A 12,669-nucleotide genomic window follows, 5' to 3' on the forward strand; every position below is an offset into this window, starting at 1 on the left:
TGCCGGACACCACCCAAATGGACTGACACATTGTCAATGCCCGGCATACAGGGAACGGGGCGAAATTGCATTTGCCGCCATACCTGTCTGCGAGGAACCGGCCTGCGCGATACCGCCCACGGCGTCGGCCGCGAGCCGGGCACCGTCCTGTTCAGCAATTTTTGCTTCGGCGGCCTGGATGTCGGCGGGATAGTCCGGATCGTCGCCCGCTGAGGGGTTATAGCCCGCCTGCTCGACACGGATGAGATCCGCGCGCACCTGCGCACGGGTCAACTGGCCGGATTTGGCTTGCGCGAAGGTCAGTGCCGGGCTCGCGAGCGCGCTGACGACGAGGGTCAGGCAAATAAGCGTCTTCATGACTTGATCTCCTTCAATGAATGATGGGTGGTACTGGGCAATCGGTTGGCGTGCGCGACATGTTGCTGCGTCAGCTGCCGAAATACGGCGTACAAAAGCTGACCGGTCCGACGCAGGAAGGAATAGCCGCATGACTTTGACCGATGCCGGCTTTGCCTGCCGCTTCTCGCTGGCCGGCGGCGCTCGAACCGGACATGCCGGCACCCGTGCCGCTTTCGCTTTGCTGCTTGAGCTGGGCTGCCTGTTGCGCAAAGACCGGGTTGACGTCGGGGTACGACGTGTCGGTCACGAAACGCAGGCCGTTGTTTTCTGCCTGGATCAGTTCCTGACGGACTTCCGCGCGGGTCTTCTCCTGGGCGGACGCGTTGGAAGCGACGCCTGCCGACGCGAGCAGGATCATGGAAAGGCTCAGCACATAACGCTTGTTCATTTCGAACTCCTAAATTGATGATTAAGAAATAGACTCTGGCTACGTCATGGTGAACACAGAAAACCTGACTCTATTCCCAGCAGGGACTGCCAGGGCGATGCTCGTCTGCCGCGTTCGTGGCGCAAATCTGTGTGAGCCGGCGGTTGCATATGCAGATCTTGTCTAGCGCCTCCATGTACACATCGTATTCACCAGGAAGACAGAAATAAAATATATTGTTGGGATACGATCCATATCTGTAACGCATGCCGCCGAAAGGTGAATGTGGGGTTGTGCCTGCAAACGCAGTGCGAATCGGCGCCAATGGCGTGCGCGGACGCGACTGCACTGCATTGCGAAGGAAGGCTTCGCGACTGGTACGGCATGTGTGGCGTGGTCCAGCGCATGCGCAGTTTCCGGGAATTACAGTTGCGATGAACTTTACTCATCTATTGGCGTTTTTCGAGGTCGCGCGCGCGGGCAGCGTTAGCGCGGGGGCCGAACGCCTGCGCGTGAGCCAGCCGGCGGTCACGCGGGAAATCAGGGAACTGGAGGAACGGCTTGGACTTGTGCTGTTCGACCGGCTGCCGAGAGGAGTCGCGCTGACCGATGCGGGGTCGATGCTGTTCCGCTATGCCGAGCAGATCTTCTCGCTTGCCGACGCGGCGGAATGGGAACTGCGGGAACTGGCCGGTCTCAGCGCCGGGCATGTGAAGATAGGCGCCAGCGCGACGGTCGGCGTGTATCTCGTGCCGGATATGATTGCGCAATTTAACGCCAGCCACCCTCAGGTCGCAATCGACCTGACGGTTACCAACACCGAGCAAGTCGAAGCCGGTTTGTGCAACCATGCCTTTGCACTCGGCTTCATCGAGGGGCCATTCGATAACACGATTCTGCATTCCCGTCCGATCGGCGCCGACGAAATCGCCGCGGTCGTCGCGGCCGGACATCCACGTGCCGGGCAGAAGCTATCGTCGCGCGATCTGACTGCGCATACGGTCATTCTGCGTGAGCCCGGTTCGGGCACGCGTGCGGTTGTTGAGGAGGCTTACGGGCATATCGGTCTGCAAATTGACCCACTAATGTCCATCAGCGACACCGAAGCCATCAAGCGGATGCTGCTTGCCCAGCACGCCATCGCTTACGTTTCGCTGCTCAGTGTGAAGGACGAGTTGCGCCGCGGCGAGCTGACGGTGCTCGAAGTGGACGATCTTCGCATCGAGCGCCCGCTGCACATGGTGTGGCTCAAGGGGCGGTCGCTATCGCCGAGTACGCAGGGTTTTTTCGACCTCGTGCTGGCGCGGGTCGCAGCGGATGCCGCAGCGCGCTGACGTTGTTGGCCGCGAGGCCTGTCACGGTGGCGTCCGCGTTTCGCATGGCCTGCTCGACGTGTTCCCGCGAAGACGCCGGCGACAGCAGTTCGACTAGCGTACGCACGTAACCTCGCATGGAAAGATCGCGTCCTGAACGCGACATAGGCAGTATGTGAGCTGGGCACGTGTTCGAAGGGTAACGCACGCAAGCTGCAATCGCGTTCCATGTCGAAAGCCATGTCCTCGACGATACCGACGCCCAGCCCCAGTGCGACGTAGGTCTTTACCATTTCCGCGTCGGCAGCGCGCAGCACGACATTGGGCGCACGGTTGCCCTGCCTGAATTTCTCCCGCTGCCTGAACATGTCGTCGACGATCAGCGGGAAGCGTGAGAGATCGTCAGACTCGAGCCGGGCCCATCCGGCAAGAGGATGACCGGCCGGCACCACGGCGACGGGACGCGAGATCGTGCAAGGTTGCGTCAGCAGCGTGTCGTCTCCGGACAGGTCCCCCTGGCGTCAGCACGAGGTCGGCTTCGCCGCTGCGGATCATCGCTGATACCTGGCTGGACGAGCCTTGCAGGATCGAAACCAGGGACTTTGGAAAGCGCGACCTGAACCGTGCGATCGCGTTGGGCAGCAGATAGCGAGCTTGCGTATGGGTGGCGGCGATGATCAGTTCCCCCTGATCGTCGGCCATATAATCCGCGCCGAGGCGCTTCAAGGCTTCGACCTCGCGAAGAATCCTCTCTGCTGCCGCAACGACGAGTTTGCCCCGGTCAGTAATGGCGCTCAGCCGTGTTCCATGGCGCGTAAAGATCTCGATGCTCAATTCGTCTTCGAGTTCGATGATCGACTTTGAGATGCCAGGCTGTGACGTATAGAGGGCTTTGGCGACAGCAGTCAGATTGAGCTTCTGACGAACCGCCTCGCGTACGAATCGGAATTGATGAAGGTTCACGGAGCGATCCCGGACTGGAAGATGACTGGATCCCGGGTTACCGAGGGCAACCCGGCACGAGATGCAAGCTGGTGGCAGGCGCGTTCACCCGGCGTTAGCCTGGTAGGGCTTGAACCCGTACCGTTCGAAGATCGCGAGCCCTGCGGGCGAGCGGATGAAGTCCAGCCAACGTTGAGCCGCCTCGGCGTGAGGCGCATGCGTTGTCATGGCCCCCGCATAGATCGCCGTCGTGTTGTCGGCCGTAGGAATGTCCACATGACTGATGGGATGGCCGGCCTGTTCCTCGAACATCGCCTCGGATTGCCAGGTGACACCTGCCTGCGCCTTGCCCTGCATGATCCACAGCGGCGTCTGCCGGTGATGGATGTGCGTCAGCACGGTTGACCCGTCGGCGACTTTGGTGCCGTACACGTCGTTGAGCAGCGTGTCGCCCCCCGCATGTTCGAGCGAGGTCTTGATCTGCCGTGCGATCCCCTCGAATTTGGGATTCGGCATCGCCAGCCGGACCTCGGGTCGGCCGAGATCGGCGAGTCCTGAGATATGGGCAGGGTTGCCGTGCGGCACCATGATGGTCAGTGTATTCGTCACATACGGCACTGCCGGCGCCTGCAGGCGTCCGACGTCAATCTGCTTCTGCACGGCCTTCAGCCCAGCGAGATACACGTCAGCCGGGACAGTCCAGGTCATGTTGCCGACCGTGACCGTGCCGCCGTCTGCCATCTGCTTCACCAGCAGGCCCGGGGGAATCGTCTCCCAGTAGACGTGGCCTTTGTACTGTGGGTAACGCGCTTCGAACGCCTGCACGAGCGGCGCCATCGCAAAGAAGTAGTTGCCACCGACATAGAGCGCGAGCGACGGATGAACCGGGTCGCCATGGAAATCGGCAAGATTGTCCGCGTCGGGTTCGGTGAACGACAGGCCGCGTACCGGGCTGTCATTGTTCGCACCGTGTTGCCACGGTGGATAGACGCCCTGGCTATGCGCGATGCCGGCGGTGCCGGGTGCCGGCTCGCCCTCCGCATGGGCAGATCCGATGATGAGGGCGCCGATGGCGCTCATCATGCACAAGGCAAGCGTGTTTCGGTTGATGGTTGACATACAGTGGACTCCAGATGATCAACGAAGGTACGCGCACTGCACGGCAGTTCGCACTACCCGCACGCGCGACGAACGTGCAGTTACAGCTGCATCAGCGCGTAACCCTGCTGCTGGAGCGCAGTGACAGTGGTCAGGCCGGACAGCGCAAGCGTGACATCGCGATTGATCCAGTCGTACTGGAAATGATGCTCGGCCACTGCCTGCCCGCATACCGCGATCGTCACGCCGGCCTTCTTGAGTTCGGCAATCAGCGGGAGATTGGGGTTGGGCACGCCAAACGCTGCCCGGTAGTGCGCATCGTCGAGCGCGATCGGTGTCGCCGCGCCATACGCCACAGCTACGAATTTCAGTTTCGCCAGTGGTACACCTGAAGCGGCATAGAGATTGACCGTGCGCGCCACGTGATCCAGCGCTGGGTTGGCCTTGTCAGGCTGTGCGGCGGCCTCAGTCAGCGCAAAGACCACCTTGTAGGTATGGCCAGGCTGTGGTTTGAACGCGCTGTCGGGCAGATAGTGCATGTTGCCGTAGCCCTGAATTGTGGGTGTCGTCCAGAAGCCGGCTGGATCGGTCGGCGCTGCGAGCGCTGACGCGGACGCAACCGCAACGAGCGCGGTAGCGAAAAGAGTTTTGATTCTGTTCATGACGAATTCTCTCAATGGCGATGTATCAAAGGTGAATGACGCTGGCTTGCCGCCCGAGTCATGAAACGAAGGCCCGCTCGACCACATAGTGTCCAGGAGCCGACTGGCTGCCCTCATCGAAGCCACATGCCTCGAGCAAGGCGCGCGTGTCGCGCAGCGTCGCGGAGCTCCCGCACAGCATGATGCGGTCGCGTTCGGGCGAAAATGGCGGTAGTCCGGTGTCGGAAAACAGCGTTCCGGCGTCGATCAGATCGGTAATGCGACCGCTGTTAGAAAACGGCTCGCGAGTGACGGTTGGGTAGTAGATCAGTTGCTCACGCACCTGCTCACCGAGGAATTCGTGTTTAGGGAGCGTCGTCATAATGTAGTCGCGATAGGCAAGTTCACGGACGTACCGGCAGGTGTGGGCGAGCACGATGTGATCGTAACGCTCGTATGCCGCCGGATCGCGAATCACGCTCATGAATGGCGCGAGACCCGTGTCGGTAGACAGCAGCCACAACACAGGCAGCAGGTTGTCGACGATCAGCGTGCCGGTCGGCTTGCGGCCAACCAGCAGCGGATCGCCGCTCTTCAGGTGCTGCAGCCGCGACGTGAGCGGGCCATCCGGAACCTTGATGCTGAAGAATTCCAGCTCTTCGTCGTAGTTCGCGCTTGCAATGCTGTAGGCGCGCATCAACGGCTTGCCGTCGATTTCGAGACCCACCATGGTGAACTGGCCGTTTTCGAAGCGAAACGACGGATCGCGCGTGCAGGTAAAGCTGAAAAGTGTATCCGTCCAGTGGCGAACGGATAATACGGTTTGCAGATTCAGGTTGCTCATGGCTTGCAAAGTGAGGCGAACGGTAGGTGATCGCGAGGCGGGCGGACTTGTCCGGCCGCCTCGCCGCGCTCGGTCCCGGCACTGCGGTATTTATCTGTTGCGGGGCAGGTAAAGCTGATGCACCGCTCGACATCGGGAAGGAACGATCATCGATGCATGCGCGAGTGCGCACTACGCTCACGGTCCGTACAGCGTGGCATCGAGGCGTGCTAGCGAGCCGTCCTTTTCTGCCTGAACGAGTTGGTCATAGACCTGCTTGCGCGTTAGCCCGTGCGCCTGCTGGACAGCGGGGTCGGAGGGTGCCTGTTGGGTTTGTGAAACTTGCGGTTGCGACGCACCGGCGTCTTGTTGAGCAGCATTGGCTGCCGAACAGAAAAGCGATGCCGTGAGTATCAATGCGACAGGGGCGGTGGAACAGAAGAGCTTGCTCATTTTTGGTCCTTACACTTGGGTTGAGTATGCCGCCCGTTGCGATCGACTAATTGTCGGGAGTGCATGGACCCAGTGTAGGGACGTCGGTCATTCAGGAAAAATACAATACTGATATCTCTGCCATGCGTTGCGTCTATATGGATGTGCTCGTCGATGGGCAAATATAAAAACGCGATGTCATTAAGTTAAATACCAAAAAATTATGGCGCCGATGCAATTAATGTATTTTTACGGCCCCCCTTCCTTCGATACGCTGCAAAGCGATGATTGGTCGATCGGTGACGCTGCCAGAGCGGGCCGCAAACCTCCGGTCAGATGACGCACATTCACTTCAGAGGTTCTTCCATGAGTTCAATTGCATACCCTGCAGTCAGTCACGAGCGCGCTGTGGGCGAGCGGGACCAGCGCACATGGCGTATTTCTGCCATTTCCCTGGTGTCGGTCCGTGTCATTCAGGGCTTCATCTATTGGGGAGGCGGTTCGCGGCGATTCATTTATGGGCCCAGCAAGCTCAATCCGCATGCCGCACACTGGATGGCCAACAAGTTCCAGACGGCGATGCCAGGCGCGCTGCTCGGTATGGACCATGTGATCAGCTTCATGCTGCATCACTTCTATCTGCTGTACGGCGGCGTCATTCTCTTCAGTGCTGCCGAACTGATCGTCGGGCTCATGCTGATGGCGGGCCTCTTCACGCGCGCCGCGGCACTCGCTTCAATGGGGTTTTCTGTATTGCTGATGCTTATGTTCGGCTGGCAAGGGGCGACGTGCATCGACGAATGGACGATGGCGGCCTGTAATCTCGCGATGGGTGCGACGTTGATGCTGGGCGGCAGCGGGGCCTGGTCGCTCGACAATGTCCTGCTGCGCAACAAGCCGCAACGGGCGAGCAGCGGCTGGCTCCAATGGGCATCGGGAAGCAAGGCACTGCCGCTTTCGGATACGGGTTTTCGCAACCTCGCACTCGCGGTATTGACCTTTGTGCTCGTGTTCAACGTTGGGACGTACAGCTACTACCGCGGCTCCGTCGTGACGCCATTTCATAGCGGCCCTATCAGCCCGACCGCCCATCACCTGACGTTGGCTCGCGCGGCTGTTCTAGCTGATGGAAGCGTGCGCTTTCACGTTACTCTCGATGCCGGGACCCCTGAAGCGCCGGTGCACGTCGTCGCGGCTGCGTTGCTCGATGCGAACAGGACACCCGTCACGCAATGGAACGCCGAGGCACTCTCAAAGATGCCAAAGACCGCGTTCAACAACGACTACGCCTACAACAAATTCGGCCCGGGTCCATTCGGTCTGCGCGCGGCGATGGGCGCCGCTTCGACCATTACATTACCGGCGGCGGCCGTTCATACGGACGCTATCGCCAGCGCGCGGACACTGCAACTGACGGATGTCGATGGACGCGTCTTTTCGACATCTCTGCAAGACGCATCAGGGGTCGTGCATTGATGGGACCGATCGATCGCCACCAGTCGTCAAGTTGCCGCTAAGGAGGCGCGGGATCCAGCGGCCGGAGTGGGGTCGTGCACCGCCGTTCGACGACAGTCAAAGCGGCCGCTCACCAAGATTGCTCACTGTCGTCGGCTTAGGAACCTATACCGGTCGTTGACGCGTTGATGGACCAACGACCGCAAAGGCCGAGCGGACTAAACCGCACGCGCCGTCGCGCGCCCCGAGCCCACGGACATGGGCAGGCGTCGAACAAACCTTAAGACCTTGAGACATCTGCAGGTGTCTTCGCCGAAGGATAGCGACGGATGCCCTGCGACGCCGGTGATCACCGAGGCAGACGGGTTGCGACGATATCGCGGGTTATCGCGGCGTGGCCGCTTCAGTTAATTTTCGAAGATCAATAACGATCCGATGGGCGAGTGCAGCGCTAGTTGGGCAGTCGCCGACAGTTGATGGCACGCGACCCCTCGTACAGTTGTACTGCAGCACTTTGCGCCCGCGTATATGCGAGCGCTCGAAGTGACACAAGCAAGGGCGGCTTCTCAATCGCTTGAGGCAATCAGCTGTAGCGTCGTTATCGTGCGACAAATATTACTTCGTCAGACGCCGGCCTTGCCGGCTTTCCCTGATTCCAGACTGTTCGTCCGTGTCTGGTGAAAAGGAACAGTACGAGCGCCAGATCACGGAACTGCCGAAGCATACGGCGAAGCAATGCTTGAACTGCGTTCGCAAAAATTGCAGTTCCTGGTGGGTTTGGACGGGAAGTGCTCGAGACGATCCGCCAGTGATTGCATGTCGAAGGTATTACCGTCTCGATTTCGAAGCGGTGCCGTTGGTTCAAGGCGCTGCAACGCACTGCGTATTACCGGCCGCTTAAGTCTGAACCGAAGGTGCAGGCCCGAGTTATACAGTTGTCCACTCGTTCTGCGCCACCCAAACGCGTGTTTGCTGGACAGTTTCGCCCAAAGCGGCACGATAATCTCGATCATGTCGGCTGGACCTATCGAATTGGCTATTCGTGGTTCTTTTGAACATACCACGTTTGCCGTATCGTTCTCCATCAACAGTCAACCGTTTCAGGCTTCAATCATCAACAGGAGAACGGACGTGGAATCCAGACGTAACGGGCTCGGGCAACCGATCGGCGCGCCCGTGCCCGCGTGGAAAGGCGCGAAGGTGCCTGGCCGCGAGCCGCTGACGGGCCGCTATTGCCGGCTCGAGCCGGTGAACGTGGAGCGCCACGCAGCAGACCTGTACGAGGCCTACAGCTCGGCCGCCGATGGCCGCGACTGGACCTATCTGACGGTCGGCCCCTTCGACAGTCTCGTCGCGTACCGCGAGCATCTGACGCGCATGGCCGCATCGACGGACCCGCTGCACCACGCGGTGATCGATCTCGCGACCGGCAAGGCTGTCGGCACGCTCGCGCTGATGCGGATCGATGCGGCGAACGGGGTGATCGAAGTCGGTCACGTCACGTACTCGCCGCGTCTGAAGCGCACGCGTATCGCCACCGAAGCGATGTTCCTCCTGATGGGCGAAGTGTTCGACAAACTCGGTTTTCGACGCTTCGAATGGAAATGCGATTCGTTGAACGAGCCATCGCGCAGTGCCGCGCTGCGCTATGGCTTCACGTTCGAAGGGATTTTCCGCCAGGCGATCGTGTATCGCGAACGCAATCGCGATACCGCGTGGTATTCGATCATCGACAGCGAATGGCCCGCGCTGCGCTCGTGCTATGAGCGATGGCTTGATGCCGGGAATTTCGATGCAAAGGGGCAGCAGGTTGAGCGGCTCGCGGATCTGATCGCGCGGCAGAGGGATGGCGGCGGACAGGACGATTGATCGCGTTTTGATTCTGTTCCGTAGAGCGCAAAGAAACTGTAACTACTCGCAGAAGCGCCCGATGCAGGTTCTTGGCGCAAGTGTATTGTGCGCTGCCGTTGGAGATGGCAAGCAGTTTCGCCGCAGAAGAGATCTCGCCACAAATGTTCACGTCGCAGTAGTGCGATGGACGGAGTTTCCTTAAAAGCCGGACGGATTCTGGGTAGGCTCGAAGGACGCCAAGATCGAATGGGCCGTAACCGAACCGAGTGTCGAACTATCGGATAGGGTAATGGGCATGCCGCGTATGTTGCGCCGCGTTCCCGGGCAAAAGTTCGCCGGCAGCTCGACGGAACGCCGCAGCAGATCGCGTGGCGGCCGGTTCAACGGATTGCGAATCGGTCATATACGAAAACGCTGAGAAGTCGTATAGCCTTGGTGCAAGCGGCTTCTGACGCTGTTACGCCAGTTTTCGCACCAATCGAATGAATACCCTGAACGCGTCGCGTCTCGGCAATGCGCCCCTGGGGCCGCCCTCCAGTCTTTCAACGCGTGGGATGTCAATTTCCGCGAGATTCTGGCGCAATATAGGAGTGCGGCAACCGTCGACGAAGACGGAGGCAGGCGTGGCAAACTCCACCAGGCTCAAGCTGTTTTGTCGGTTATTCCTCGGTCTCTTTGTGGGCTTTTTTTGCATAACAGCCGCCCTTTTCGTGCGTTACATGTCGAGGAACCAGCTGCCGCAAGTAACCGTCGTGCAGTCGAAAAGCACATCACAACCCTTGTCGGGAAGCGTCCCGGCAGTCCCATTTTCATCCGCTTCCCCATATCAACCGGCAACGCCTTCGCCAGATGCTGAGGAAAAGACACTCATTGCGTCGTCGGCTTCCACTATCGTCACGTTCATCGCGGCCGCGGTGACTAACTTCCTGAGCTGGCGGAAGGACAAGGCGAAGGCGATCAAGGAAAAGCGGGACGCGTCCCGCTAGTCCCTCGACCAGGAAGTTGCGACTCGACCCGCGCGCCGTCAGCTGTGCGACTTGGTGCGCATGCCGCCCACGCCGACCTTGCCGCGCCCGACACGATCAGTTTTGCTATGCGCCGAACTGCCGGGGCGCAGCTTCTTCCTGGAGACGGCCGTAAACGTCACCTGATCTGCAGGGTAGTAAGTCGCCCTGTGCACCGCTGCGTGACAGGCCGGAAGGTCAGGGTTGAGGGCGAGCTTGACGGTTTTCACGCCGTGAAATTTTCCACTGCCCCTGGTTACGTCCCCCAGCGGAAGCGACAGCGCTTTGCCGCCCGACGCAGGGGCGTTCCCGGCCCCGATCTGGTCGAACCAGGCGTCCGCGCGCACGATTGCATACTTGACGCCGTTGACGGTGACATATGTCGCCTTCTCGCCGAGCTCGTAGTTGGGATCCTTGACTTCGATTGCCATGTTGGACACCTCCTCGGACGATACCGACACTAATAGTTTAGCGCCTGCGCCGCGATCGATGCCTTTCACCACGCACTGCCGAACCGCCGAATTATGAGCAATCGCATTGCCTGCCCGTGAAATCCGCTTTCGTAAGCTTGGGCTTCGCTTCGACCTCATCGAAGGCAAACGTGCATTGCAGTTCCGGCAAATCCACATGACTATCTCGGCCGCCGTTTTCGCCGCCTGGGGCTGCCGAAGTTCTGAAGGTCGGCGCGGCAATTCAGGACTCTTCCTCATTGAGCAACTTATTGGCAAGGGCGCGCACCCCGGACGGATTACCGGCTGCGACCCGCTGACCGATGCCGACAATACTGGTACCACGACTCGCGTCTGGTATGGAGATATCCAGTTCCTGCCCGGGCCATGACAACGTCATGTCGCTGGACGAAGTCCCGCGGTGCCGTCCCGCATATTGGGCAGATTGGGTCATGCCGCACTGCGACAGATGCGGCAGCGATCAAGTACACACGTCTTGCTTCGTCCCGGGCCATGCCCTATGAAGAGGCGGGGAGAACCGTTCGGGCGCGGCGGTTCAGTGGGACACCGATGCGAAATCTCACGGCCTGTCTGGTGCCGTGAACGACGCAATGCCGGTAGCACCGCGACGTGCCACAAAGCATAGTCGGGTTGACCGCCTCACCGATGCTGCACTTTGCGCGTCGCCATATACGCGTCGAACAGGCCCGCATGCAGGCGGCTCAGTTCCTGGCGCAGGCTGACCAGTTCGTGCTGGTCGCCCTCATGCTCGCGGCGCAGGATCTCCCCCAGCAGGGCCGTCGCGCGGGACGCCGCCTGCTCACGCTGGACGCGCGCCTTGCCCAGCCGGCCCGCCAGCGCCGGCTTGATCACCAGCAGCCACGCCGGGAACCACGCGTCATCGTCGACCTCGCCCGTGCCGGGAAACTCCGCATCGAAGCGCCTGCGCAGCGCGTCGAGCGAAGCGTCGCCCAGCACGGACAGCAACGCCGCGAACCGTGCGGGCGCCAGCCACGCCAGTTCCGCGAGCAGTGGCCACGTGGCATCCAGTCCGGCCGCCCGGTAGCGCGCCTCGGTCATCCACGCGAGCGGTGCGGGGATGCGCCACCACGATTCAATGCCCTCGACCGCATCACTGGCGGCCGCCCAGTCGCCGGCCAGCAGCCACAGCGGCGCTGCGTGGTTCCCGGCATCGGCGCCGCAAAATGCCAGGGTCGCGGCCCGTTGGGCGAGCGCTCGCCAGAATGGCGCGAGCCACGGCTGGACAGCCTGCGTGGGCAGCACGCGCCGGGCGGCGGACGCCACCTCGTTCTCCAGGTGATTGCGGGCGGTGGCCAGCGCCGCATGGTCAACCAGGGGCGCAGTCGGTCCGTGCTCGAGTTCGCGAACCAGCACGCTCATCGCGGGCACTGCGCCATCGTCCGGGTATTCGCTCGCGAGCTGCGCCAGTGCCGTTCGTGCCGCCACCGCGTCGCGCCGCTGCAGCTGCTCCAGCAGGTCGTTGCGCAACATCACATCACGGCTGTCGGCGAAGATATCGAGCTGCTGCATGGTCCGCTGCATCCTTATCGCGCTCAGAAAAGTTGATCGTGAAGAGCAGTCAGGCTAATCCATTTCACCGTGCCGCGGAAGGTGCGGCCATCCTCGTCCACCGACTCGATGATCACGCGCTGCCCGCTCGCTTCGGCGATCACGCGCAAGATCCGCTCGCCATAGCGCATCAGCGCACCGGCCATAGGCAACTGACGACGTCATTCGTCTTTTGAACGCCCAGCATTATGCTGACAAGCCCGTTGTATGCAATTGCCTAACTCTTCGTTCTGACTATGTAATAAGCTGCTAGCGCGGGCGTTAAATGTCGCGATGACGTCTGCCGCGATCGCGACCCGGTCCCG

14 protein-coding genes and 1 pseudogene are annotated in these 12,669 nt (G+C 60.7%); 5 read left to right on the forward strand and 10 right to left on the reverse strand.

Going from position 1 to position 12,669, the window contains the following annotated elements:
• Positions 1-33: 33 nt before the first annotated feature.
• Positions 34-357 (reverse strand): DUF4148 domain-containing protein, encoded by a 324-nt coding sequence (locus P3T23_RS11365; protein WP_429316270.1) that lies wholly within the window; start codon positions 355-357, stop codon positions 34-36.
• Positions 358-427: 70 nt separating this feature from the next.
• Positions 428-787, reverse strand: coding sequence for a DUF4148 domain-containing protein (locus P3T23_RS11370; protein ID WP_429316271.1), 360 nt, complete (start codon positions 785-787; stop codon positions 428-430).
• A gap of 413 nt (positions 788-1,200) precedes the next feature.
• On the opposite strand from P3T23_RS11370, the gene P3T23_RS11375 reads away from it, so the two are divergent.
• On the forward strand, positions 1,201-2,100 hold the full coding sequence (locus P3T23_RS11375) for a LysR family transcriptional regulator (protein ID WP_429316272.1): 900 nt from the start codon (positions 1,201-1,203) through the stop codon (positions 2,098-2,100).
• A 25-nt stretch (positions 2,101-2,125) separates the two neighbouring features.
• Here the strand turns inward: P3T23_RS11375 and P3T23_RS11380 are convergent.
• The 5 genes and pseudogenes from P3T23_RS11380 to P3T23_RS11400 all read right to left on the reverse strand — a co-directional run.
• Positions 2,126-3,042: pseudogene (locus tag P3T23_RS11380) on the reverse strand (LysR substrate-binding domain-containing protein); the annotation flags it as partial.
• Positions 3,043-3,126: 84 nt separating this feature from the next.
• A complete protein-coding gene (locus tag P3T23_RS11385; RefSeq protein ID WP_429316273.1) occupies positions 3,127-4,140 on the reverse strand; it encodes a substrate-binding domain-containing protein in 1,014 nt (337 codons plus the stop codon).
• A gap of 80 nt (positions 4,141-4,220) precedes the next feature.
• Positions 4,221-4,781: a DsrE family protein gene (locus tag P3T23_RS11390; RefSeq protein WP_266260651.1), complete on the reverse strand. Its 561-nt coding sequence runs from the start codon at positions 4,779-4,781 to the stop codon at positions 4,221-4,223.
• Positions 4,782-4,839: 58 nt separating this feature from the next.
• The gene (locus tag P3T23_RS11395; RefSeq protein ID WP_429316274.1) at positions 4,840-5,604 is read right to left on the reverse strand and encodes a ferredoxin--NADP reductase; all 765 of its coding nucleotides are present in this window, start codon (positions 5,602-5,604) and stop codon (positions 4,840-4,842) included.
• Positions 5,605-5,781: 177 nt separating this feature from the next.
• Positions 5,782-6,036 (reverse strand): hypothetical protein, encoded by a 255-nt coding sequence (locus P3T23_RS11400; protein WP_429316275.1) that lies wholly within the window; start codon positions 6,034-6,036, stop codon positions 5,782-5,784.
• A 345-nt stretch (positions 6,037-6,381) separates the two neighbouring features.
• Between P3T23_RS11400 and P3T23_RS11405 the strand changes: the two genes are divergently transcribed.
• From P3T23_RS11405 to P3T23_RS11415, 3 genes are all read left to right on the forward strand, one after another.
• Positions 6,382-7,491, forward strand: coding sequence for a TQO small subunit DoxD (locus P3T23_RS11405; protein WP_429316276.1), 1,110 nt, complete (start codon positions 6,382-6,384; stop codon positions 7,489-7,491).
• A 1,110-nt stretch (positions 7,492-8,601) separates the two neighbouring features.
• Positions 8,602-9,339 carry a GNAT family N-acetyltransferase gene (locus P3T23_RS11410; RefSeq protein ID WP_429316277.1) on the forward strand — a complete coding sequence of 246 codons (738 nt, stop codon included), beginning with the start codon at positions 8,602-8,604 and terminating at the stop codon, positions 9,337-9,339.
• A gap of 605 nt (positions 9,340-9,944) precedes the next feature.
• Complete coding sequence (locus tag P3T23_RS11415; RefSeq protein WP_429316278.1) at positions 9,945-10,307, forward strand: hypothetical protein; 363 nt, start codon at positions 9,945-9,947, stop codon at positions 10,305-10,307.
• Between the two features lie 38 nt (positions 10,308-10,345).
• Here P3T23_RS11415 and P3T23_RS11420 read toward each other — a convergent pair whose 3' ends face one another.
• Positions 10,346-10,825 (reverse strand): hypothetical protein, encoded by a 480-nt coding sequence (locus P3T23_RS11420; protein ID WP_429316279.1) that lies wholly within the window; start codon positions 10,823-10,825, stop codon positions 10,346-10,348.
• A gap of 37 nt (positions 10,826-10,862) precedes the next feature.
• On the opposite strand from P3T23_RS11420, the gene P3T23_RS11425 reads away from it, so the two are divergent.
• Positions 10,863-11,165 (forward strand): hypothetical protein, encoded by a 303-nt coding sequence (locus tag P3T23_RS11425; protein ID WP_429316280.1) that lies wholly within the window; start codon positions 10,863-10,865, stop codon positions 11,163-11,165.
• 269 nt (positions 11,166-11,434) lie between these two features.
• Here the strand turns inward: P3T23_RS11425 and P3T23_RS11430 are convergent, their stop codons facing one another.
• Together P3T23_RS11430 and P3T23_RS11435 are read right to left on the reverse strand one after the other, a co-directional pair.
• The gene (locus P3T23_RS11430) at positions 11,435-12,325 is read right to left on the reverse strand and encodes a hypothetical protein (RefSeq protein WP_429316281.1); all 891 of its coding nucleotides are present in this window, start codon (positions 12,323-12,325) and stop codon (positions 11,435-11,437) included.
• Positions 12,326-12,348: 23 nt separating this feature from the next.
• Positions 12,349-12,510 carry a hypothetical protein gene (locus P3T23_RS11435; RefSeq protein ID WP_429316282.1) on the reverse strand — a complete coding sequence of 54 codons (162 nt, stop codon included), beginning with the start codon at positions 12,508-12,510 and terminating at the stop codon, positions 12,349-12,351.
• Between the last annotated feature and the right edge of the window lie 159 nt (positions 12,511-12,669).

Origin of the sequence: Paraburkholderia sp. GAS448 (assembly GCF_050435685.1) — a bacterium.
Classification (GTDB): domain Bacteria; phylum Pseudomonadota; class Gammaproteobacteria; order Burkholderiales; family Burkholderiaceae; genus Paraburkholderia.

What these genes read in the sequence shown, in the direction of transcription:
- P3T23_RS11365 (WP_429316270.1), bottom strand. Translation starts at nt 357, where the DNA reads ATGAAGACGCTTATTTGCCTGACCCTCGTCGTCAGCGCGCTCGCGAGC.
- P3T23_RS11370 (WP_429316271.1), bottom strand. Translation starts at nt 787, where the DNA reads ATGAACAAGCGTTATGTGCTGAGCCTTTCCATGATCCTGCTCGCGTCG.
- P3T23_RS11375 (WP_429316272.1), top strand. Translation starts at nt 1,201, where the DNA reads ATGAACTTTACTCATCTATTGGCGTTTTTCGAGGTCGCGCGCGCGGGC.
- P3T23_RS11385 (WP_429316273.1), bottom strand. Translation starts at nt 4,140, where the DNA reads ATGTCAACCATCAACCGAAACACGCTTGCCTTGTGCATGATGAGCGCC.
- P3T23_RS11390 (WP_266260651.1), bottom strand. Translation starts at nt 4,781, where the DNA reads ATGAACAGAATCAAAACTCTTTTCGCTACCGCGCTCGTTGCGGTTGCG.
- P3T23_RS11395 (WP_429316274.1), bottom strand. Translation starts at nt 5,604, where the DNA reads ATGAGCAACCTGAATCTGCAAACCGTATTATCCGTTCGCCACTGGACG.
- P3T23_RS11400 (WP_429316275.1), bottom strand. Translation starts at nt 6,036, where the DNA reads ATGAGCAAGCTCTTCTGTTCCACCGCCCCTGTCGCATTGATACTCACG.
- P3T23_RS11405 (WP_429316276.1), top strand. Translation starts at nt 6,382, where the DNA reads ATGAGTTCAATTGCATACCCTGCAGTCAGTCACGAGCGCGCTGTGGGC.
- P3T23_RS11430 (WP_429316281.1), bottom strand. Translation starts at nt 12,325, where the DNA reads ATGCAGCAGCTCGATATCTTCGCCGACAGCCGTGATGTGATGTTGCGC.
- P3T23_RS11435 (WP_429316282.1), bottom strand. Translation starts at nt 12,510, where the DNA reads ATGGCCGGTGCGCTGATGCGCTATGGCGAGCGGATCTTGCGCGTGATC.